Genomic DNA, 19,148 nt, shown 5'->3' with positions numbered 1-19,148 from the left:
ACGACGACGTAGCTTCGCTCCAGTCGATTCAAGTCCGGCCGGGAGATTGGTTCAGGCAGACAGCGAATTGCGGGCGGAGGCTTCGGCCTCGCACCGGACGGCGTAATCAATGGCAAGTTCCAGCGTCAGCGGCCGCGAGAAATGATAGCCCTGCGCCAGGCGAACGCCCATCGCCTTCAATCCCTCGGCGATCTCTTCGCTTTCGACGCCTTCGGCGACGGAGGCAATGCCAAGATTCTGGCAGAGATTGGCGACCGAGCGGGTGATGTTCATGCAACGGGCGTCGCGATCGAAATTCATCACGAAAGACTTGTCGATCTTCAGCTTGTCGAAGGCGAGACGATGAATATGGCTGAGGCTCGAATAGCCGGTGCCGAAATCGTCAAGCGCGATCGAGATGCCGGCAGCGCGCAGCATCGATATCACCTGGTCGGCGGCGTCGAAATCGGAGAGCAGCGCCGTCTCGGTAATCTCGAATTCGATGCGCCTGGGATCGATGCCGGAGCGGGTGATCATCGCAAGCAGCGCCATCGACGTTTCGTGGTCGCAGATATCGCGCGCCGAGAGATTGAAGGACAGCCTGAGATGCCGTGGAATGATCGCCAGCGCTTCGAGCGCCTTGGCGAAGAGGATGCGTGTCATGCGGCCGATGACCGCCGTGCGCTCGGCAGCGGGGATGAAGGCGTCCGGGCTGATACGGCCGAAGCGGGCGCTGTCCCAGCGGGCAAGAGCCTCGTAAGCGACGACGCGGCCGCTCTTCAATTCGACGATCGGCTGATAGTCGAGTTTCAATTCCTTGGCGAAATCGTTCGCCTGCAGTTCGAGTTCGATCAGGTGGCGCTGCGTCAGGATCTTCTCGTGCTCGGCCGAGAAGAATTCGACGCCGCTGCTGCGCTTGCTCTTGACCTGATAGAGGGCGAAATCCGCTTTCTCGTAGAGATCCTCGGCGGTATATGTGCCGATATCGGGATAGACGATGCCGCAGGAGCCGAAGACGCGGACCGAGCCATCGGGGATTTCGAAAGGGTCGCGGACGGCAGCACAGAGCGCCTGACCGAGATCGGCGATCGCCTGGCGTGTCATCGAGCAGGGGAAGATGATCCCGAACTCATCGCCGCCGAGACGGGAGACGATGCCCTCTTCGCCGACCAGCGCGACGAAGCGGCGGGCCGTCTCCTTGAGCACGAGATCGCCGGCGGCATGGCCGAAGACGTCGTTGACGGGCTTGAAGCCATCGAGATCGAGAATGCCGAGGACGGGCGGCGCGGATGGGTTCTTCTGCAGCCGTTGTTCCAGCGAGAGAAAGAAGCTGCGGCGGTTGGCAAGGCCGGTCAGCTGGTCATGCAGGGCGTTGCGGCTATTCACGAGGTTCAGTTCCTCGGCCTCTGCCTGCTTCTGCTTCAGTTCCTCGGTCAATTGCACGAGACCGACGAAATTCTGGAAATAGCTGTTGATCACCCTGAGGAAGGGCAGGATCAGGAAGAGGCCGCTGATGGCGGTCGCGACAAAAACGGGATTGCCCGAGAACAAGAAGGTCGCGACCATGGCCGAGAAGGTGATGACCGTGGTCAGCGCCGCCGCCATCGGCAGGTGCATCAGGCAAAAGATGCAGGAGATGCCGGTCACGACGAGGAAATAGGCGATCTGGCCCTGCTGGGAAGCATCGCCATATTGGTAAAGCGCGATCGCCCAGCCGCCGAAAGCAACGGCCAGCATGCCGGCCCCCGATATCGTCACCTTCATCAGCCTGTAGGCCCGCTCGGCGGTCACATCTTCCTTGCCCCGGATCTCCCACCAGCAGAGACGGAAGACACAGACGACGCTCAAGACCACCGGAATGTAGAGCGAGAGCCAAAGGGGGGCGGATTTGAGGTGGGTGATCGCCACCGCGAGAGCGTTGATGATCAGCAGGACATAGAGAATGGGGATCTGCGACGACAAGGCCCGGAACTGCGCTAGCAGAAGCGTCGGATTGTCTTTTTTCAGCTGCAATGAGGCCAGAAAGTTCTTCATCTTCTCCTTTCCGTCGGCCAGAGCCAGCCAGAGAAAGCTTGATTTTTCCTTATTCACGTCACGGCATGTGGTCCCCGCAGGCGCGGGGATGGTAAACAGGTTTCTGCATCAGAACGAAGCGGCGGCCAGTGCCCGGTGGATACTGTGCAGGTCGTCGACACTCTTGTTCGACAGGAACAGTTCCCAATCGAGCGAGCTCTGAACGATGGTTTCCAGCGAATCGTATCTGGGCTTCCAGTCGAGCACCTGCCGGGCGAGCGAAGCGTCTGCGACGACGCTTGCCGAATCGCCGGCGCGCCGCGGCGCCATGTGGATCTTGAAGGAATGCCCGTGCAGGCGGGTGACCATGTTCAGCACGTCGAGCACGGAATAGCCGCTGCCATAACCGCAATTGGCAACGAGCGAGCCCTTGTCCCTGCGCAGGTGCTGCAACGCTTTCAGATGCGCATCGGTGAGATCGCTGACATGGATGTAGTCGCGCACGCCGGTACCGTCATGGGTGGGATAGTCGATGCCGTAGACATTGACGCTGTCACGCCTGCCGAGCGCTGCCTCGCAGGCGACCTTGATGAGGTGCGTGGCGCCTGAAGTCGACTGGCCGGCGCGGTGATGCGGGTCGGCGCCGGCGACGTTGAAATAACGCAGCGCGACATAGTTGAAATCATAGGCGGCGGCGGCATCGCGCAGCATGAACTCGGTCATCAGCTTCGACTGGCCGTAGGGATTTTCCGGATTGAGAGGGGCCGTCTCCTTCACCGGCAGGTCGGTCTTTTGCTGACCGTAGACCGCCGCCGTCGAAGAGAAGACGAAGTTGCGGATACCGGCCTTGACCGAAGCGCTCAGCAGCGCCCGGGTCTTGCCGGAATTGTTGTCGTAGTAGGAGAGCGGATCCGCGACCGAGACCGGGACGACGGCGGAGCCGGCGAAATGGATGATCGCCTCGATGTCGTTTTCGATGAAGACCTTTTTCAATATGTCGGGATCGGCAATGTCGCCGAGATAGAAACGCGCCGCCGGCGCCACGGCCCAGCGAAAGCCCGTGGAGAGGCGGTCGAGCACGACCACATCCTCGCCCGCATCGAGCAGCGCCCAAACCATGTGACTGCCGATATATCCGGCCCCGCCCGTCACCAAAACCGCCATGTCCCGCATCCCTGCTTTCATTTTTATAAGCAGGGGCATCAGGCGCTGGTTTTTCTTTCCAATTTTCTTATCGAACGGCCATTGGCAGGCCCTTGAACGGGTATGTTTGGAGTCGTGGTTAGAGGCCGATTTCGGGCTTTGCTAGAGTTTTATCGATCCGGCGATTCCGGCACAAAATCGCGGCATTCGCGGCTGATGGCTGCCCCTCACCCTAACCCTCTCCCCGTTCTGACGGGGAGAGGGGACGTGCCCTGCGCGACGTCAATGGGGACCGAGATGTCGCCGCATACCCCTTCGCCCCGCGAGCAGGGAGAAGGTGCCGGCAGGCGGATGAGGGGCAGACCTCGGCGATCTCCTACGGAAATAGCCATGACAACTTCTCCTTTTCGCTGCAGGCGGACACTTCTCAGAGCTTGAGAATATAGTCGCAGAGGCGCTCGGCCGCGATGGCCACCTGCGCGGGGTCGCGCAGGAAACAGGCGCGCAGGAAGAGTTCGCCGCCTCGGCCGAAAGCGGTGCCGGGGGCAAGGCCGACGCCAGTCTTGTCGACGATATCGAGCGCTGCGCTGCGGCTATCGGCGACGCCGTCGATCTTCAGGAAGGCGTAGATCGCGCCGTCCGGCTTCAAAGTCTCGACCCGGTTGGTGGCGATCAGCGCATCGCAGAGAATATCGCGGGAGCGAGCCGCCTTGGCGATATTGGCAGCGACGAAATCGTCACCTTGATCAAGGGCGGCGACGGCGCCCTTCTGCATGAACTGTGCCACACCCGATGTCGAATACTGGATGAGGTTTTCGAGCACCTGGCCCATCTCAGGGGGTGCTGCGATCCAGCCGACGCGCCAGCCGGTCATCGACCAGTTCTTCGAGAAGGAATTGACGAAGATGACCTTGTCGCCCTCTTCCATCACATCGAGGAAAGAGGGGGCTCGGCCGCCGGCAAAATAGTAGCGGGCGTAGATTTCATCCGCCATGATCCAGAGGTCGTGTCTGCGGGCAAGCGCCAGGATATCGCCAAGATCCTGCTTCGTTGCCGTCCAGCCCGTCGGGTTCGACGGCGTGTTGATGAAGATACCCTTGGTCTTCGGGGTGATCGCGGTTTCGATGCGGTTCAGATCGACCGCCCATTTACCGGCTTCGAACTGCAGCTCGACACCGAGCGAGCGCGCACCGGATATTTCGAGAGCGGCGGCGATATTCGGCCAGGAAGGAGAGAGGTAAACCAATTCGTCGCCCGGCGAGGTCAGCGCCTGCACGGCGATCTGGATCGCCTGCATGCCGGAGCCGGTGACGTAGAAATGTTCGACCGGAAGCCGGATTCCGAAATGTCTGCTGTAATAATCCGAAAGCGCCTGGCGAAGCTCCGGAATGCCGCGCTGCCAGGTGTAGAAGGTCTCGCCTGATGCAAGCGCCTCCATTGCCGCGCGGCTGATGAAATCGGGCGTCGGCAGGTCGCCTTCACCCACCCAGAGCGGCAGCAGACCCTCGCGGCCACGGGCATAATTGACGACTTCGACGATCCCGCTTTCGGGCGCCGCCAAGGCGCGCGGGCTGAGGCTGCTGACGATCGACATGCATATCTCCGGTTTCCGCCTTCATAGCGGATTTGCACCGGCAAATCCCATGATAACCAGTGATGGCTTATCGATTTTCGTGATGATTGAGCCCGGCCGCAGCGGACGGGATCAAGCCGTCGGGCGCTTGGCGAGAAGATCGCGGATTTCCGTCAGCAGCTGAACGTCTGCCGGCGGCGGGGGCAGCTCTTCCGGTGCCGCCTTTTCCTGGCGCTCGATCTGGGCACGCATGGTGTTCACGCCCTTGACCATCAGGAAGATGATCCAAGCGAGAATGAGGAAGTTGATGAGCACCGTGAGGAAACTGCCATAGGCAAACACCGCTCCCTGGGCGCGGGCGGCGGCAAGCGTCGGCGCGTTGACGGCCGACGAGAGCGGAAGGAAGTAATTCGAAAAATCGAAGCCGCCGAAAATGGCGCCGACGATCGGCATGATGAGGTCATCCACCAGAGATTTGACGATGCCACCGAAGGCGCCGCCGATGATGACGCCGACTGCAAGATCCATGACATTGCCGCGGGCGATAAAGGCCTTGAACTCGTTAAGCATCGGAGTCCGTCTCCCTTGGATACAGTTGTTTTTATTAGCTACATCTTCATTGCAATTAATCAATCGTCAATCGCAATTCTCCGCCTGAACCTCACCCGTCTTTGACTTAAGGCCTAGACGGCCAGGAATTTCCAAGGCGTCTGAAATGACTTAAGCTGAGCAACGTTGCAGGAGGTCCCGGCGGGTTTTCCGTCGGCGGAGGGTCAATGCTTCCAGGCTGGGTCATATTCGCGTCTGCCTTCGGCTATCTGCTCCTGCTTTTCGCCGTGGCAAGCTATGGCGACCGCAAGAACCGCGGCCAGGGCATGCTCGACCGCGGCCCGGGCACGCGGCAAGGCGGCCCGGGCACGCTGGAAGGCGGATGGCCGGTTGTCTATGCGCTGAGCCTTGCGATCTACTGCACTTCCTGGACCTATTTCGGCAGCGTCGGGCTTGCGGCGCAGCGGGGCCTGGAATTTGCCGGCATCTATATCGGCCCCATCCTGGTCTTCACGCTCGGCATGCCGCTGCTTCGCCGCATCATCGAGCTCGCCAAGGCGGAGAAGCTCACCTCGGTTGCCGATTTCGTCGCCGCCCGCTACGGCAAGAACTCGACGGTCGCAACGATCGTCGCATTGATCTCGCTGATCGGCGCCATTCCTTATATTGCGCTGCAGCTCAAGGCGATCTCCAGCACCGTCAGCGCCATGGTCAATCCCTCCGATTACGGCATCGGCAGCGGCAATCTCTATTTCCTCGACCTGCCGCTCGTCGCAACGCTGGTGCTTGCCTGCTTCGCCATCATGTTCGGCACGCGGCATACGGATGCGACGGAGCATCAGGACGGCCTCATCCTCGCCGTTTCTATGGAATCGGTGGTCAAGCTCGTCGCCTTCCTGACGGCCGGCGTCTGCGTCATCTGGTTTCTCTTCGATGGCCCGACCGATCTCTGGCGCAAGACCGTCGACAATGAGCTGGTCATGTCGGCGCTCAGCTACCATACGCCGATCAGCCGCTGGATCACCCTGATCATCTTGTCGGCCTTTGCGATCATCCTGTTGCCGCGGCAATTCCACGTGACGGTTGTCGAAAACCGAACCCCGAAACAGCTGAAACTCGCGGGCTTCCTGTTTCCCACCTATCTCATATCAATCAATCTCTTCGTGCTGCCGGTGGCAATCGGCGGGCTGCTGACCTTCGGCGGCAGCGGCAATGCCGATTTCTACATGCTGTCGCTGCCGCTTGCCGGCCAGATGCCTCTGATTTCACTGATCATCTTCATCGGCGGTTTCTCCGCCGCAACGGCGATGGTCATCGTCGATTCCGTCGCGCTGTCGATCATGGTGTCGAACGACATCATCATGCCGATCTTCCTCAGGCGCAAACTTGCCGGCCGCGCCGGCCAGCGCGACAATTTCGCCAAGACGCTGCTCAACATCCGCCGCAGCGCCATTTTCGCTGTGCTGCTGTTCGGCTACGCCTATTACCGTTCGACCGACAGCACCGCCGGCCTTGCCTCGATCGGCCTTCTTTCCTTTGCCGCGATCGCGCAAATCGCCCCAGCGCTTTTCGGCGGGCTGATCTGGCGGCGGGCGAACGCGCGCGGCGCGATCCTCGGGCTGACCTCGGGTTTCGTCATCTGGATCTACCTGCTGTTCCTGCCCTCGCTCGGCGGCCCCGATTATTCCTATGTGGCGAGCGCCGTGCTCGGCTTCATCTTCCCCGGCACGACATTGTTCACCGCAGCCGACGCCGATCCGCTGGTCAATGCGACAGCGATGAGCCTGCTCGTCAACACCGCCTTCTTTATTGTCGGCTCGCTCACCCGCAACGCCAGGCCGCTGGAACGTATCCAGGCCGGCATCTTCGTCAAGCGGCATTCGCGCTCGCAATTTGCTACGCGCGGCTGGAAGACCCGCATCAGCGTCGGCGATCTCAAGGCGGCGATCTCGCGCTATCTCGGCGAAGAGCGCATGCAGCGCTCATTGACGACCTACGAACAGAGCTCCGGCCGCAAGCTGGAGGACGAGCAACCGGCAGACATGGCGCTCATCCATTTCAGCGAACAGCTGCTCGGCAGCGCCATCGGCTCGTCCTCGGCCCGGCTGGTGCTGTCGTTGATCCTGCAGAAGATCGAGGATGCCTCTTCCGACACGGCCTGGCTGCTCGACCAGGCGAGCGAGGCGCTGCAATATAACCAGGACATGCTGCAGACAGCCCTTTCGCAGATGGACCAGGGCATTGCGGTCTTCGACAGTTCCAACCGGCTGACGATCTGGAACCGGCGCTTCCGGCAATTGCTGGATCTGCCGGAAAGTGCCGGCCAGGTCGGTTTTCCCCTGTCCGATATCGTCACTACGCTCAGCCAGCGCGGCGACATCGCGCCCGGCGATCTCAGCCAGACGGTGCGACATTTCCTGACGCTCGACAAACCCTTTTCGCTGGTGCTCGGCGGCGGCGAGCGGATCATCGAGGTGCGTTCCAATGCCATGCCCGACAAGGGCATCGTCGCCACCTTCACCGACATCACCCAGCGCGTGAGTGCCGACCAGGCGCTGAAACAGGCGAATGAAACTCTGGAGCAGCGCGTTGCCGAACGTACGGCCGAGCTTACCCGCGTCAACCACGAACTCGGCGAGGCACGCGCCGCTGCCGATGAAGCGAATATCGGCAAGACACGCTTTTTTGCCGCCGCCGGCCACGATATCCTGCAGCCGCTCAATGCAGCCAGGCTCTATTCCTCGGCGCTGGTCGAGCGCATGGCGCAATCCGACAACAGCCTGATCGTGCGCAACATCGATTCCGCGCTGGAATCGGTCGAGACCATTCTCGGCGCGGTGCTCGATATCTCAAGGCTCGATACCGGCGCCATGCGACCGCGGCTTGCCTCCGTCGCCCTCTCCGACCTACTGAAGCGAATTGAGACCGACTTCGCGCCGATCGCCCGCGAAAAGCAGCTGAAGCTGGTGGTCATGCCGACATCGCTACGCGTCCGCTCCGATCCCAACCTGCTGCGCCGGCTGGTGCAGAACCTCGTTTCCAACGCCATCAAATACACGATCAGCGGCAAGGTGCTGGTCGGCGCGCGGCGGCGCGGCAACCAGGTGATCATCCAGGTGATCGATTCAGGCATCGGCATTCCGCCATCGAAATTCCGCACCGTGTTCAAGGAATTCGCGCGACTGGACGAGGGCGCGAAAACCGCCTCCGGCCTCGGGCTCGGCCTTTCGATCGTCGACCGCATCGCCCGCGTGCTCAACCATCCGGTCGAACTGCACTCGACGCATGGCAGGGGCACGGAATTCCGAATCACCATGCCGCTCGACGTCTCGCGCCCAGCCGAGACGCTAGCGGCAGTCACGCCCGCCGACCGTCCGGGGCAGCCGCTGAGCGGGCTGAAAATCCTCTGCATCGACAACGAGCCGAAGATCCTCGAGGGCATGCGGCTGTTGATCAGCGGTTGGGGCTGCGAGGTGGCGGCGCTGGATTGTCTCGCCGACGTGATATCAAGCGACGGTCGCGACGGGCCGCCAGATATCGTCATCGCCGATTATCACCTCGGCGACGGCACCGGCATTGCCGCTATCCTGCATCTGCGCCGGCAGTTCGACGCCGATATTCCCGCTTTACTGATCACGGCCGACCGCACGCCGGAGGTTCGTAGCGAGGCCGAGCGATACGGCATCGCCGTTCAGCACAAGCCGGTGCGGCCGGCAGCACTGCGCGCCTATATCACCCAGATTTCCGGCCTCAAGCGCGCCGCCGCGGAGTAACAGATACGCTCAGTCCGTCGCGCCCATGACACGGGCGACCAGATCGCGCACGCGCGCTGCATCCGGCACGTCAGCGAACAGGATGCGGTACATGATCGGCGCCACGACCTGGTCCATGACGCGGTCGACATCCGGAAAGACCTCGCCGCGGGCCTTTGCCCTCTCGGCGATGACGCCGATCTGCTGGCGGGTAAATTCAGCGCATTTGCAGGCATTTGCGCCCGCCTGCGCCGCCAGCACGTCGCGGATCATCTCGCGGCCCGGGCCGGAGGACATTTCCTCGGCATATTGCTCGGCCCAGGCTTCGAGATCGGCCTTGCCACTGCCGGCATCGACCGGCTGCATATCCGGGCGCAGCCGATCGACGGCGACATCGGCGAAAAGCTCCTGCAGGTCGCCCCAGCGGCGATAGATGGTCGATGGCGTCACCCCCGCCTTGCCGGCGATCAGGGGGATCGTCACCTCGGCGCGGCTCATCTCGGCCATCAGCTCGCGGACCGCCTTGTGCACCGATGCCTGAACCCGGGCGCTTCTGCCGCCCGGACGGAGATTCTCTTTCACTGTCATGCGGGCAACCCGACTTTCTCTCCTTGATGCCGATGGTTCAAAATCTTTGACAGACCTATTAACGCAAAGAATTTGCTTTTACGAAATGCCTGCTCTACATAAGCTAACGCAACGGCTTAGCTTTAAGGAGCTTATATATGTTCGTCGCAGCCAAATCCACCGAGAATTCGCCGCGCCCCTCGATCGGCTTTCATGCGCTGACGCTCGCGACCTTCTTCGGCGCCTCCGCGGCGCCGACGCCGCTCTACCGGATCTATCAGGAAAACTTCTCCGTCTCGCCGGTGCTGATCACGGTGATTTTCGCGGTCTACGCCTTCGCGTTGCTGGCGGCGCTACTGACCGCCGGTTCGATCTCCGACCATCTCGGCCGCAAGCCGGTGATCTTCTTCGCCCTTGTGCTCGAAATCGCCGCCATGGCGCTCTTCATCGTCGCAAGCGGTCCCGGCTGGCTGATCGCAGCACGGATTGTGCAGGGGCTGGCAACGGGAATTGCCGGTGCCTCGCTCGGGGCGGCGCTCGTCGATGTCGACCGGGCAAAGGGACAGATCGTCAACTCGATCGCACCGCTTTCCGGCATGGCGGTGGGCGCGGTCGGCACCAGTGCCTTGATCCAATACGGGCCCTTCCCGATGCATCTGATCTATGCGCTGCTGCTCGTCGCCTTCACGCTGCAGGCAGCGGTCATCTGGCTGACACACGAGACCGGCGGCACGCGGCCCGGCGCACTCGGCTCGCTGATACCACGGGTCACCATTCCGCCGCAGGTGAAGCGACCGCTCTCGCTGGTGACGCCGATCAATATCGCCAACTGGACGCTTGCCGGCTTCTATCTCTCGCTGGTCCCGTCCCTGGTCGCCACCACAACCGGCAGTCGGGCGCCGCTGACCGGCGGGGCCGTCGTCACCGCATTGATGGTGAGCGGAGCGATCGCCGTCTATCTCAGGCGCAGCAAGACGGCCTCGGCCAATCTCGCTTTCGGCGTATCGGCCAAGACGCTCGGTATCCTGACCGTCGTTGCCGGCGTGCATCTCGCCAATGTGCCGCTGCTGCTGATCGGCACGATTTTCACCGGCGCCGGTTTCGGCACCAATTTCCTCGGTTCGATCGGCACCATCATGCCGCTCGCCAAACCGGACGAGCGAGCCGGGCTGCTGTCGGCCTTTTACGTCCAGAGCTACCTCGCCTTCAGCCTGCCGGCGATCCTTGCCGGGTTCCTGGCGAAATCGGCCGGTTACGCGCTGACGACGGATATCTATGCGACGGCGATCCTGCTTTTGATGGGCGTCGGACTGATGAGCATTCGCGCCGACCGGCGGAAGGTCGCGGGGAGTGCTGCCTGACGGTCTTCACGGCTTGAGATCGAGCAGCGCCCGGCCGCTGCCGTCCATGGCGAAGGGCACCGAGGCGTGCTGATGGGCAACCAGCCAGCGGCCATCCTGCTTGACGAGGCCGAGGGTCTGGCGGAACCAGAGATCGACTTCGGTGCCGTCGGTCTTGGTCCCGGTCATGCGCGTCAGGCCGCTCCAGAAAGCAACATCTTCACCAACCGTCAGTCTGGCATCGCGTACATCGCCGCCGATCGGGCCTTCCCAGGTATCGAACCATGCCTGCAGGCCCGCCTCGTCCTTGCCGTAGTAGACGAGCGGCGGCGCCAGCGAAAACTCGACCTCATCCTCGGTCTCGTAGGAAAGCGCATCCTTGGCGTTTTTTTCGCCCAGCGCCTTGGCGCGCATCATCAGCATGGCGATGATCGCCTCTTCCTCGATCTTGGCGTTCGCTTCGTCTTTCACGGTCGTTCTCCTTCTCCGTTATGGACAGAGGACGAAGGGGAGGACGACGTTCCGACATCAGCGATAGAACCGCTGCGCACTTTTGGAATTGCGTCAGAGATAACTCGTCACCGCCGGTTCGTTCCACCAGGCATCGTGCCTGCCATCGGCATAACGGATAGGCAGTGCTGCCAGTTCCTCGGGCGTGATATCGTCGAGGCAGGCGATGTTGATCGAGACATAGGCGCCGCCGATCGCTTCGACATAACCGTCGCCATAGGCCGGCACACCGCAGGTGCGGCAGAAGCGATGATGACCGCTCCTGGTGTTGAACTGATAGTCGGACGTTTCCGCCTGGTCGCACATCAGTCGGAAATCCTCCGGCTTGACGTTGGCGCCCCAATAGCGGCGCTTGGCGCAGATCGAACAATTGCAGCGGCCGGTTCCCTCCTCGAGGTCCATGTCCACCTCGTAGTGCACTTTGCCGCAATGGCAGCTTCCCTTGTAGGTTTTCTTCACGGTGATCCTCCTTCGGCGTTGCCTTCAGTTTTCGGATATGACAATATGTTGTCATTATGGATGAAATACAAAATCGACAACATGTTGTCAAACAAAATCGACCGGAGCGGACATTGGAAGGGGATGCCTTTTCCGCTTTCGCGATCACCGCCCTTCGCCTGGCCGGCCATTTGACGGCCGCCGGCGACCGACTGGCAAAGCCGGCAGGACAGACGAGCGCGCGCTGGCAGGTGCTGGCGGCGGCACGACGCGGCGACATGTCGGTAGCGCAGATCGCCCGCGCCCTCGGCGTCGCCCGCCAGGGCGTGCAGCGGCTTGCGGACGTACTGGAGAGCGAAGGGCTGATCGCCTATGCCGACAACCCGCAGCACCAGCGCGCCAAGCTGGTGCGGCTGACGGAAGAAGGGGCGGCGCGGCTCGGTGTCATTGAGACCGCGCAAGCCGGTTGGGCCGACGAGCTGGGGGCTGCATTTACGTCAGCAGAACTCGATGCGGCGCGGGCGGTGATGGCGCGGGTCATGGAGATGCTGGAGGGTAGCGAGGCGGCAGGAGGCTGAACGACTTACTTGTGTTGCGGGGCTCGTTGTCGCCGGTGACGCTCTCGGCTTGGCGACACGAAAGATTCTCTAAGGTCGTGCCGTGGCCGCCCCCCTCTGCCCTGCCGGGCATCTCCCCCACAGGTGGGGAGATCACAAGCGGCTTGACCTTCTCGATCCTCGGCCGTTCGCCGTGCTGCAACGCCAATTGTTTGGGGAAGCCGGTGCGCCCAGCCGATCTCCCCACCTGTGGGGGAGATGCCCGGCAGGGCAGAGGGGGCTTACACGGCACGACTTATGCGCCAAGGCGATGCCGGCTACTCCGCCAATCGGGCACAACATCAGCCAACCAAATACAAAAAAAGGCCGGGTGAACCCGACCTTCCCTGCTATCTCAACGAACCGTGCCAGTACATCCGTGGTCACGATCCGGAGATGATATTTAGAGCCTTGAAGGCTCAGGCCGCCTGGAGGCGGTCTGCCGACATCTTGCCGGACTTGTTGTCGCGGACGAGCTCGTAAGACAGCTTCTGGCCATCCTTGAGATCGCGCATGCCAGCGCGTTCAACGGCGGAGATGTGGACGAAAACGTCGGCTGCGCCGTCATCCGGCTGAATGAAGCCGAAGCCCTTGGTTGCGTTGAACCACTTTACGGTACCTGTGCTCATGACGATATCCTTTTCGAATCGTTCATTAAAGATTGCAGCTCGGATAAATGCCAAGCGGCGATGAAAACCGATTTTGGAGGAAGTTCGCCAGGAACGACACAAGGCCGTTTCAAAGTTCATCTAGCAAGATCGATGCGCGCACATGTAATCGGAAATTGTGTCGGTGACAAGGCCGCAGCTAGGGAAAGTGGAATTCAGCTGGCGAGGTGAAGTCGAGTAACTCTTGAACGTCGTATGTGGGCCGCCCCCCTCTGGCCTGCCGGCCATCTCCCCCACAGGTGGGGAGATCACAAGTGGCTTGAACTTCGTATCCTATTGTTTCGTCGTGCTGGACGCCGATTGTTTGGGGAAGCCGGTGCGCCGAGCCAATCTCCCCACCTGTGGGGGTCCGAAGGACGGGTCGAGACGCGTGGCTCGACCCCGGGGCCCGGCAGGGCAGCGCGGGGCGCCGCGGCACGATACAGAGGCCTAAGCCGCCTTCCCTACCTTCGCATAGGGGTCGAACCGGCCGTAAAACGTCTCGCCCTTGGCGGCCATGTCCTTCAGCAGCGGCGTCGGCTTGAAGTGACTTCCGTAAGCAGCAGCTAACTTTTCCGCCAATTCCACGAAAGCCTTCGCGCCCATCCCGTCGATATAGCTCAGCGCCCCGCCGGTATAGGGCGCGAAGCCGAAGCCCAGGATCGAGCCGACATCCGCCTCGCGCGGATCGGTGACGATGCCTTCCTCCACGGTGCGGGCGGCTTCGAGCGCGATGGTGACGAGGAAGCGTTGCTTCAGGACGTTGACGTCGACCTCATCCGCCTGCTTCTGCGGGTAAAGGGTCTTGAGGTCGGGCCAGAGGGACTTCTTCGCCGGCTTCGGCGGGTAGTCGTAGAAGCCCTTGGAATTCTTGCGGCCGAAGCGGCCCTCCTTTTCCACCATGCGGGAGATGAGTTCCATATGCCTGGGGTCGATGGCCTTTTCGCCGAGATCGGCGGCCGTCGCCTTGAGGATCTTTAGCGAAAGGTCGATCGCCACCTCGTCGTTGAGCGCCAGCGGTCCCACAGGCATGCCGGCCATCTTGGCGGCATTCTCGATCATGATAGGCGGCACGCCCTCGATCAGCATGTCGTAGCTTTCCGACATGTAACGCAGCACGCAGCGATTGACGAAGAAGCCGCGGGTGTCGTTGACGACGATCGGCGTCTTCTTGATGGCTGCGACATAATCAAGAGCGACGGCCAGCGCCCTGTCGCCGGTGTCGCTTCCGAGGATGACCTCGGTCAGCATCATCTTCTCGACAGGCGAGAAGAAGTGGATGCCGATAAAATCGGCAGGGCGTTTCGAATTCCTGGCGAGACCTGAGATCGGCAGGGTCGAGGTATTGGAGGCGAAGATCGCGCCTTCCGGCAGCACGGCTTCGACCGCCTCGATGACCGCTTTCTTCACCTCGCGATCCTCAAACACCGCCTCGATGACGAGATCGGCATTGGCGAGGTCGGCATAGTCTGCCGAGGGCGTGATGCGGGAGAGCAGTGCAGCCGCCTCGTCCTGCGTAAGACGCCCCTTACCGACAGAATCCTTGACCAGGCCTTCCGAGACGGTCTTGCCCTTGGTCGCTGCTTCGATGTCGCGATCGATCAGCGTCACCGGAATGCCGGCGGCAGCCGTGACATAGGCGATCGAGGCGCCCATGAAGCCGGCGCCGACGACGCCTATATGTTTCAGCTCGGTCTTCGCGTGACCTGCCGGGCGGCGGGCACCCTTGCCGAGTTCCTGCATGGAGATGAACAGCGAACGGATCATCGAGAAGGCTTCGCGGGTCTGCAGCACCTCGGTGAAGTAACGCTGCTCGATCTTCAGGCCGGTGTCGAACGGCACCTGCAGGCCTTCGTAGACGCATTTCAGGATGGCAAGCGCTGCAGGATAATTGCCCGATGTTTCCCGGCGGAGGATTGCCGGGGCTGCCGGCCAGAGCTGGGCGGAAGCCGGCGTCCAGATGCCGCCGCCCGGGGCCTTGTAGCCCTTCTCGTCCCAGGGGGCGACCGGCTTCAGGCCGTCCTTGATCATCTGCTTGGCGGCCGGGATCAGCTGATCCGGCTCGACCACCTGATGCACGAGGTTCATCGCCTTGGCGCGGGAGCCGGTCAGCGACTGGCCTGTGGTCATCATCTGCAGCGCATCCTGGGCGTTCGCCAGCCGCGGCACACGCTGCGTGCCGCCGGCGCCGGGGAAGATACCGACCTTCACCTCGGGCAGCGCAATCTTGACGCTCTTGGCATTGGAGGCGACGCGGCCGTGGCAGGCGAGCGACAGTTCAAAGGCGCCGCCCATGCAGGTGCCGTTGATGGCGGACACCCAGGGCTTGCCCGATGTTTCGAGCTTGCGGAACAGGCCGCTCATGCGGCCGACCAGACCGAAGAGGTTCTGCACCGCCGTCTCTAGGCTCTTTGCCTTCTCATCCTGATAGGAGCTGAACATCGACTTGATCATCGACAGATCGGCGCCGCCGGAGAAAGAGGATTTGCCCGAGGTGAAGACGACACCCTTGACGGCGGCATCTGCGGTCGTGGCGTCGATGATGGCGTCGAGTTCGGCCATCACCTCGGCGGTGAAGACGTTCATCGATTTGCCGGGCATGTCCCAGGTGACGAGAGCGATGCCATCGGCGTCGGTTTCGAGCGTGAAATTGGTGTAGGTGCTCATCTTGGGAATTCCTCTCCCTGAATTCTCTGGCGGTGAAGCCCCTCCCCCTTGTGGGGAGGGGTTGGGGAGGGGGTTTCCTTGGCGAGAAGACCCCTCCCCTCGCTTTGCTCGACCCTCCCCACAAGGGGGAAGGTTTCGGTCCCATCAGACCCTTTCGATAACCGTTGCGGTGCCCATGCCGGCGCCGATGCAGAGCGTCACCAGCGCGGTGTTGAGATCGCGGCGTTCAAGTTCGTCCAGCACCGTTCCGAGGATCATCGCGCCGGTGGCGCCGAGCGGGTGACCCATGGCGATGGCGCCGCCATTGACGTTGATCCGGTCATGGTCGATGTCGAAGGCCTGCATGTAGCGCAGCACCACGGCAGCGAAAGCCTCGTTGAGTTCGAAGAGGTCGATGTCGGCAAGGCTCATGCCTGATCGTTTCAACAGCTTCTCGGTGACGTCGACAGGCCCGGTCAGCATCAGGGCCGGATCGGAGCCGATATTGGCGAAGGCCTTGATCCGGGCACGCGGCTTTTTGCCCATGCTCTGACCGCCGGCTTTGGAGCCGAGAAGGACGACACTGGCGCCATCGACGATGCCGGAGGAATTGCCGGCATGGTGGACATAGTTGATGCGCTCGATCTCAGGATGGGCCTGTATGCCGACGGCCTCGAAGCCGCCCATCTCGCCGGGCATCTGGAAGGACGGATTGAGGGAGGCGAGCGCCTGCATGTCGGTGCCGGGACGCATGTGTTCATCCTTTGCCAGGATCGTCAGGCCGTTCTGGTCTTTGACCGGGATGACCGACTTGTCGAACCAGCCCTTTTCCCAGGCATGGGCGGCACGCTTCTGGCTCTCGACCGCATAAGCGTCGACATCGGTTCTGCTGAAGCCGTATTTGGTGGCAATCAGATCGGCCGAGACGCCCTGCGGCATGAAATAGGCCGGAAAATTCACCGAAGGATCCATGAACCAGGCGCCACCGGACATGCCGAGACCGACGCGGGACATGCTTTCGACGCCGCCGGCAATGACGATATCGTCGGCCCCTTGGGCGATCTTGCCGCCGCCGAAATTGACGGCATCGAGGCCGGAGGCGCAGAAGCGGGAGATCTGCATGCCGGGCGCCTTCGTGGAGTAACCGGCTTCGAAGGCGGCGGCCTTGGGGATGACGGCGCCGGCATCCATGACCGGATCGACGCAGCCCATGATGATGTCGTCGACCGTGCCCGTGTCCAGCCCGTTGCGGTCGCGGATCGCTTCCAGCGTCTTTGCCGCGAGCCGGACGGAGGGCACCTCATGCAGGGCGCCGTCCTTCTTGCCGCGGCCGCGCGGCGTGCGCACGTGGTCGTAAATGAAAACCTCGGTCATTGTCTCATCTCCCTGACGGCGCGGCGGCGCCGGTGAATTTCGTTCTTCCCTCTTCTGCCCAACGGGCCACCTCTGCCTGGGTCGAGCCACCGGTCTCGGCCCGTCCTTCGGAACCCGGCTGGGGAGAAGGGGACACAATCAAAACGCTTCGGCGGCCAGTTCCATCATCGTGTCGGCGCCGGCTTCGATGCGGGCCTTGCGAAGCGCGGTTTCCGGCATCAGGCGTTCCATGAAGAAGCGGGCGGTGACCAGCTTGTTCTTCAGGTAATCCTCGCGGGCGGCATCGCCGGATGCAAGGCCGTCCTCGGCGGCTTTGGCCATCTTTGCCCACATATAGCCGAGAATGACGAGGCCGAAGAGGTGCATGTAGTCGGTCGAGCCGGCACCGGCATTGTCGGGCTTGGCCATGGCGTTCTGCATGAACCACATGGTCGCGCCCTGGACGTCGTTCAAGCCCTTCTTCAGATGCTTGGTGAAGAAGGAGAGCTTTTCGTTGCTGCGGTTCTCCTCGCAGAAATCACCGATCTCCTTGAAGAGGGCCATGGCGGCGCGGCCGCCGTTCAGCGCCAGCTTGCGGCCGACGAGATCGAGCGCCTGAATGCCGTTGGCGCCTTCATAGATCATGGCGATGCGGGCGTCGCGCACATACTGGCTCATGCCGTGTTCTTCGATATAGCCGTGGCCGCCGAAGACCTGCTGAGCCATGACGGCATGATCGAAGCCCTTGTCGGTCATCACGCCCTTGAGGATCGGGGTGACGAGGCTAAGAATATCGTCGGCCGTCTGGCGCTCCTTGTCGTCGCTAGCGCGGTGGGCGATATCGGACTTCAGCGCGGTCCAGAGCAGGAAGGCGCGGCCGGCCTCGTTGAAGGCGCGGATGGTCATCAGCGTGCGGCGAATATCCGGATGGACGATGATCGGATCGGCCTTCTTGTCCGGCGCCTTGGGGCCGGACAGCGAACGGCCCTGGATGCGGTCGCGGGCATAGCTGGCGGCGTTCTGATAGGCGATCTCGGAAATGGCGATGCCCTGCAGGCCGACCATGAGGCGGGCCTCGTTCATCATCACGAACATGGCGTTGAGGCCGCGGTTTTCGGCGCCGATCAGGAAGCCCGTCGCCTCGTCGTAATTCATGACGCAGGTGGCGTTGGCGTGGATGCCCATCTTGTGCTCGATGGCACCGCAGGAGACGGCGTTGCGGGTGCCCGGTGCGCCGTCCTTGCCGACGAGGAATTTCGGGACGATGAAGAGCGAGATGCCCTTGGTGCCCTCGGGCGCACCCTCGATGCGGGCCAGCACCAGATGGATGATATTGTCGGTCAGGTCGTGCTCGCCGGCGGAGATGAAGATCTTCTGGCCTGATATTTTGTAGCTGCCGTCAGCCTGCGGCACCGCCTTGGTGCGCAGCATGCCGAGATCGGTGCCGCAATGCGGCTCGGTCAGGTTCATGGTGCCGGACCAGGTACCGTCCACCATCTTCGGCAGATAGGTGGCCTTCTGTTCGTCGGAACCGTGGACGAGGAGTGCCGCGATCGCGCCCTGCGTCAGGCCTGGATACATCATCAGCGACATGTTGGCGGCCGACGTATATTCGCCGACGGCGGTATGCAGCGTATAGGGAAGCCCCTGGCCGCCGAATTCCTCCGGCACCGCAAGGCCGATCCAGCCGCCTTCGCGATAGGCTTTATAGGCTTCCTTGAAACCCTTCGGCGTCGAGACGCTGGCATCGTCGTGGCGCGTGCAGCCTTCCTGGTCGCCGGAATAATTCAGTGGAAAGAGAGCTTCCTCGGCAACCCTTCCGGCCTCGCCGAGGATCGCTTCGATCATATCGGGGGTCGCGTCGGCAAAACCCGGCAGATTGTTGTAGCGTTCGAGACCCAGCACGTCGTTCAGGACGAAGAGCGTATCGTTCACCGGGGCCTTGTAGACTGGCATCTCTCAAATTCCTCCCATTCGACTGACCGGATTGCTCCAGCCTCGGGCACTGTCTTACAAAATATTGACGTTTGCGTAAACGTCAA

14 protein-coding genes are annotated in these 19,148 nt (G+C 62.0%); 3 read left to right on the top strand and 11 right to left on the bottom strand.

Features of this window, described 5'->3' with window-relative positions:
* Positions 1-51 precede the first annotated feature (51 nt).
* From N2A41_RS01180 to mscL, 4 genes are all read right to left on the bottom strand, one after another.
* Complete coding sequence (locus tag N2A41_RS01180; RefSeq protein ID WP_260110030.1) at positions 52-2,013, bottom strand: putative bifunctional diguanylate cyclase/phosphodiesterase; 1,962 nt, start codon at positions 2,011-2,013, stop codon at positions 52-54.
* A 108-nt stretch (positions 2,014-2,121) separates the two neighbouring features.
* Positions 2,122-3,156, bottom strand: coding sequence for a UDP-glucose 4-epimerase GalE (gene galE, locus N2A41_RS01175; protein ID WP_075224277.1), 1,035 nt, complete (start codon positions 3,154-3,156; stop codon positions 2,122-2,124).
* A 406-nt stretch (positions 3,157-3,562) separates the two neighbouring features.
* Entirely contained in the window at positions 3,563-4,729 is a 1,167-nt protein-coding gene (locus N2A41_RS01170; RefSeq protein ID WP_260110029.1) for a pyridoxal phosphate-dependent aminotransferase, read from the bottom strand.
* A 111-nt stretch (positions 4,730-4,840) separates the two neighbouring features.
* The gene (gene mscL, locus N2A41_RS01165) at positions 4,841-5,278 is read right to left on the bottom strand and encodes a large conductance mechanosensitive channel protein MscL (protein ID WP_018483913.1); all 438 of its coding nucleotides are present in this window, start codon (positions 5,276-5,278) and stop codon (positions 4,841-4,843) included.
* Between the two features lie 206 nt (positions 5,279-5,484).
* Between mscL and N2A41_RS01160 the strand changes: the two genes are divergently transcribed.
* On the top strand, positions 5,485-9,030 hold the full coding sequence (locus N2A41_RS01160; protein ID WP_260110028.1) for a PAS domain-containing hybrid sensor histidine kinase/response regulator: 3,546 nt from the start codon (positions 5,485-5,487) through the stop codon (positions 9,028-9,030).
* A gap of 9 nt (positions 9,031-9,039) precedes the next feature.
* Here the strand turns inward: N2A41_RS01160 and N2A41_RS01155 are convergent, their stop codons facing one another.
* A complete protein-coding gene (locus N2A41_RS01155) occupies positions 9,040-9,597 on the bottom strand; it encodes a TetR/AcrR family transcriptional regulator (protein WP_260110027.1) in 558 nt (185 codons plus the stop codon).
* A 137-nt stretch (positions 9,598-9,734) separates the two neighbouring features.
* Here N2A41_RS01155 and N2A41_RS01150 point away from each other — a divergent pair, with 137 nt between their 5' ends.
* Positions 9,735-10,937, top strand: coding sequence for an MFS transporter (locus tag N2A41_RS01150; RefSeq protein WP_260110026.1), 1,203 nt, complete (start codon positions 9,735-9,737; stop codon positions 10,935-10,937).
* 6 nt (positions 10,938-10,943) lie between these two features.
* On the opposite strand, the gene N2A41_RS01145 is transcribed toward N2A41_RS01150, so the two are convergent.
* A complete protein-coding gene (locus tag N2A41_RS01145) occupies positions 10,944-11,387 on the bottom strand; it encodes a YybH family protein (protein WP_260110025.1) in 444 nt (147 codons plus the stop codon).
* 93 nt (positions 11,388-11,480) lie between these two features.
* Positions 11,481-11,885, bottom strand: coding sequence for a GFA family protein (locus N2A41_RS01140; protein ID WP_260110024.1), 405 nt, complete (start codon positions 11,883-11,885; stop codon positions 11,481-11,483).
* A gap of 56 nt (positions 11,886-11,941) precedes the next feature.
* Between N2A41_RS01140 and N2A41_RS01135 the strand changes: the two genes are divergently transcribed.
* On the top strand, positions 11,942-12,442 hold the full coding sequence (locus N2A41_RS01135) for a MarR family winged helix-turn-helix transcriptional regulator (RefSeq protein ID WP_260110023.1): 501 nt from the start codon (positions 11,942-11,944) through the stop codon (positions 12,440-12,442).
* A 437-nt stretch (positions 12,443-12,879) separates the two neighbouring features.
* Here the strand turns inward: N2A41_RS01135 and N2A41_RS01130 are convergent, their stop codons facing one another.
* The 4 genes from N2A41_RS01130 to N2A41_RS01115 form a co-directional block, all read right to left on the bottom strand.
* Entirely contained in the window at positions 12,880-13,089 is a 210-nt protein-coding gene (locus N2A41_RS01130; protein ID WP_003545273.1) for a cold-shock protein, read from the bottom strand.
* Positions 13,090-13,557: 468 nt separating this feature from the next.
* Complete coding sequence (locus N2A41_RS01125) at positions 13,558-15,774, bottom strand: 3-hydroxyacyl-CoA dehydrogenase NAD-binding domain-containing protein (protein WP_260110022.1); 2,217 nt, start codon at positions 15,772-15,774, stop codon at positions 13,558-13,560.
* A 144-nt stretch (positions 15,775-15,918) separates the two neighbouring features.
* On the bottom strand, positions 15,919-17,127 hold the full coding sequence (locus N2A41_RS01120; RefSeq protein ID WP_260110021.1) for an acetyl-CoA C-acetyltransferase: 1,209 nt from the start codon (positions 17,125-17,127) through the stop codon (positions 15,919-15,921).
* 138 nt (positions 17,128-17,265) lie between these two features.
* Positions 17,266-19,062, bottom strand: coding sequence for an acyl-CoA dehydrogenase C-terminal domain-containing protein (locus N2A41_RS01115; RefSeq protein ID WP_260110020.1), 1,797 nt, complete (start codon positions 19,060-19,062; stop codon positions 17,266-17,268).
* Positions 19,063-19,148: the final 86 nt, after the last annotated feature.

Source organism: Rhizobium sp. SRDI969 (assembly GCF_025152725.1).
Taxonomy (GTDB): domain Bacteria; phylum Pseudomonadota; class Alphaproteobacteria; order Rhizobiales; family Rhizobiaceae; genus Rhizobium; species Rhizobium leguminosarum_I.
The sequence above is the reverse complement of the archived record's forward strand: the minus strand, read 5'-3'. Positions and strand labels throughout refer to the sequence as shown.

Excerpts from the sequence above, each read along its gene's own strand:
- N2A41_RS01130 (WP_003545273.1), bottom strand. The coding sequence starts at position 13,089 with ATGAGCACAGGTACCGTAAAGTGGTTCAACGCAACCAAGGGCTTCGGC.
- N2A41_RS01155 (WP_260110027.1), bottom strand. The coding sequence starts at position 9,597 with ATGACAGTGAAAGAGAATCTCCGTCCGGGCGGCAGAAGCGCCCGGGTT.
- N2A41_RS01120 (WP_260110021.1), bottom strand. The coding sequence starts at position 17,127 with ATGACCGAGGTTTTCATTTACGACCACGTGCGCACGCCGCGCGGCCGC.
- N2A41_RS01125 (WP_260110022.1), bottom strand. The coding sequence starts at position 15,774 with ATGAGCACCTACACCAATTTCACGCTCGAAACCGACGCCGATGGCATC.
- N2A41_RS01150 (WP_260110026.1), top strand. The coding sequence starts at position 9,735 with ATGTTCGTCGCAGCCAAATCCACCGAGAATTCGCCGCGCCCCTCGATC.
- N2A41_RS01160 (WP_260110028.1), top strand. The coding sequence starts at position 5,485 with ATGCTTCCAGGCTGGGTCATATTCGCGTCTGCCTTCGGCTATCTGCTC.
- N2A41_RS01115 (WP_260110020.1), bottom strand. The coding sequence starts at position 19,062 with ATGCCAGTCTACAAGGCCCCGGTGAACGATACGCTCTTCGTCCTGAAC.
- N2A41_RS01135 (WP_260110023.1), top strand. The coding sequence starts at position 11,942 with ATGGATGAAATACAAAATCGACAACATGTTGTCAAACAAAATCGACCG.
- N2A41_RS01180 (WP_260110030.1), bottom strand. The coding sequence starts at position 2,013 with ATGAAGAACTTTCTGGCCTCATTGCAGCTGAAAAAAGACAATCCGACG.
- galE (WP_075224277.1), bottom strand. The coding sequence starts at position 3,156 with ATGGCGGTTTTGGTGACGGGCGGGGCCGGATATATCGGCAGTCACATG.
- N2A41_RS01170 (WP_260110029.1), bottom strand. The coding sequence starts at position 4,729 with ATGTCGATCGTCAGCAGCCTCAGCCCGCGCGCCTTGGCGGCGCCCGAA.
- mscL (WP_018483913.1), bottom strand. The coding sequence starts at position 5,278 with ATGCTTAACGAGTTCAAGGCCTTTATCGCCCGCGGCAATGTCATGGAT.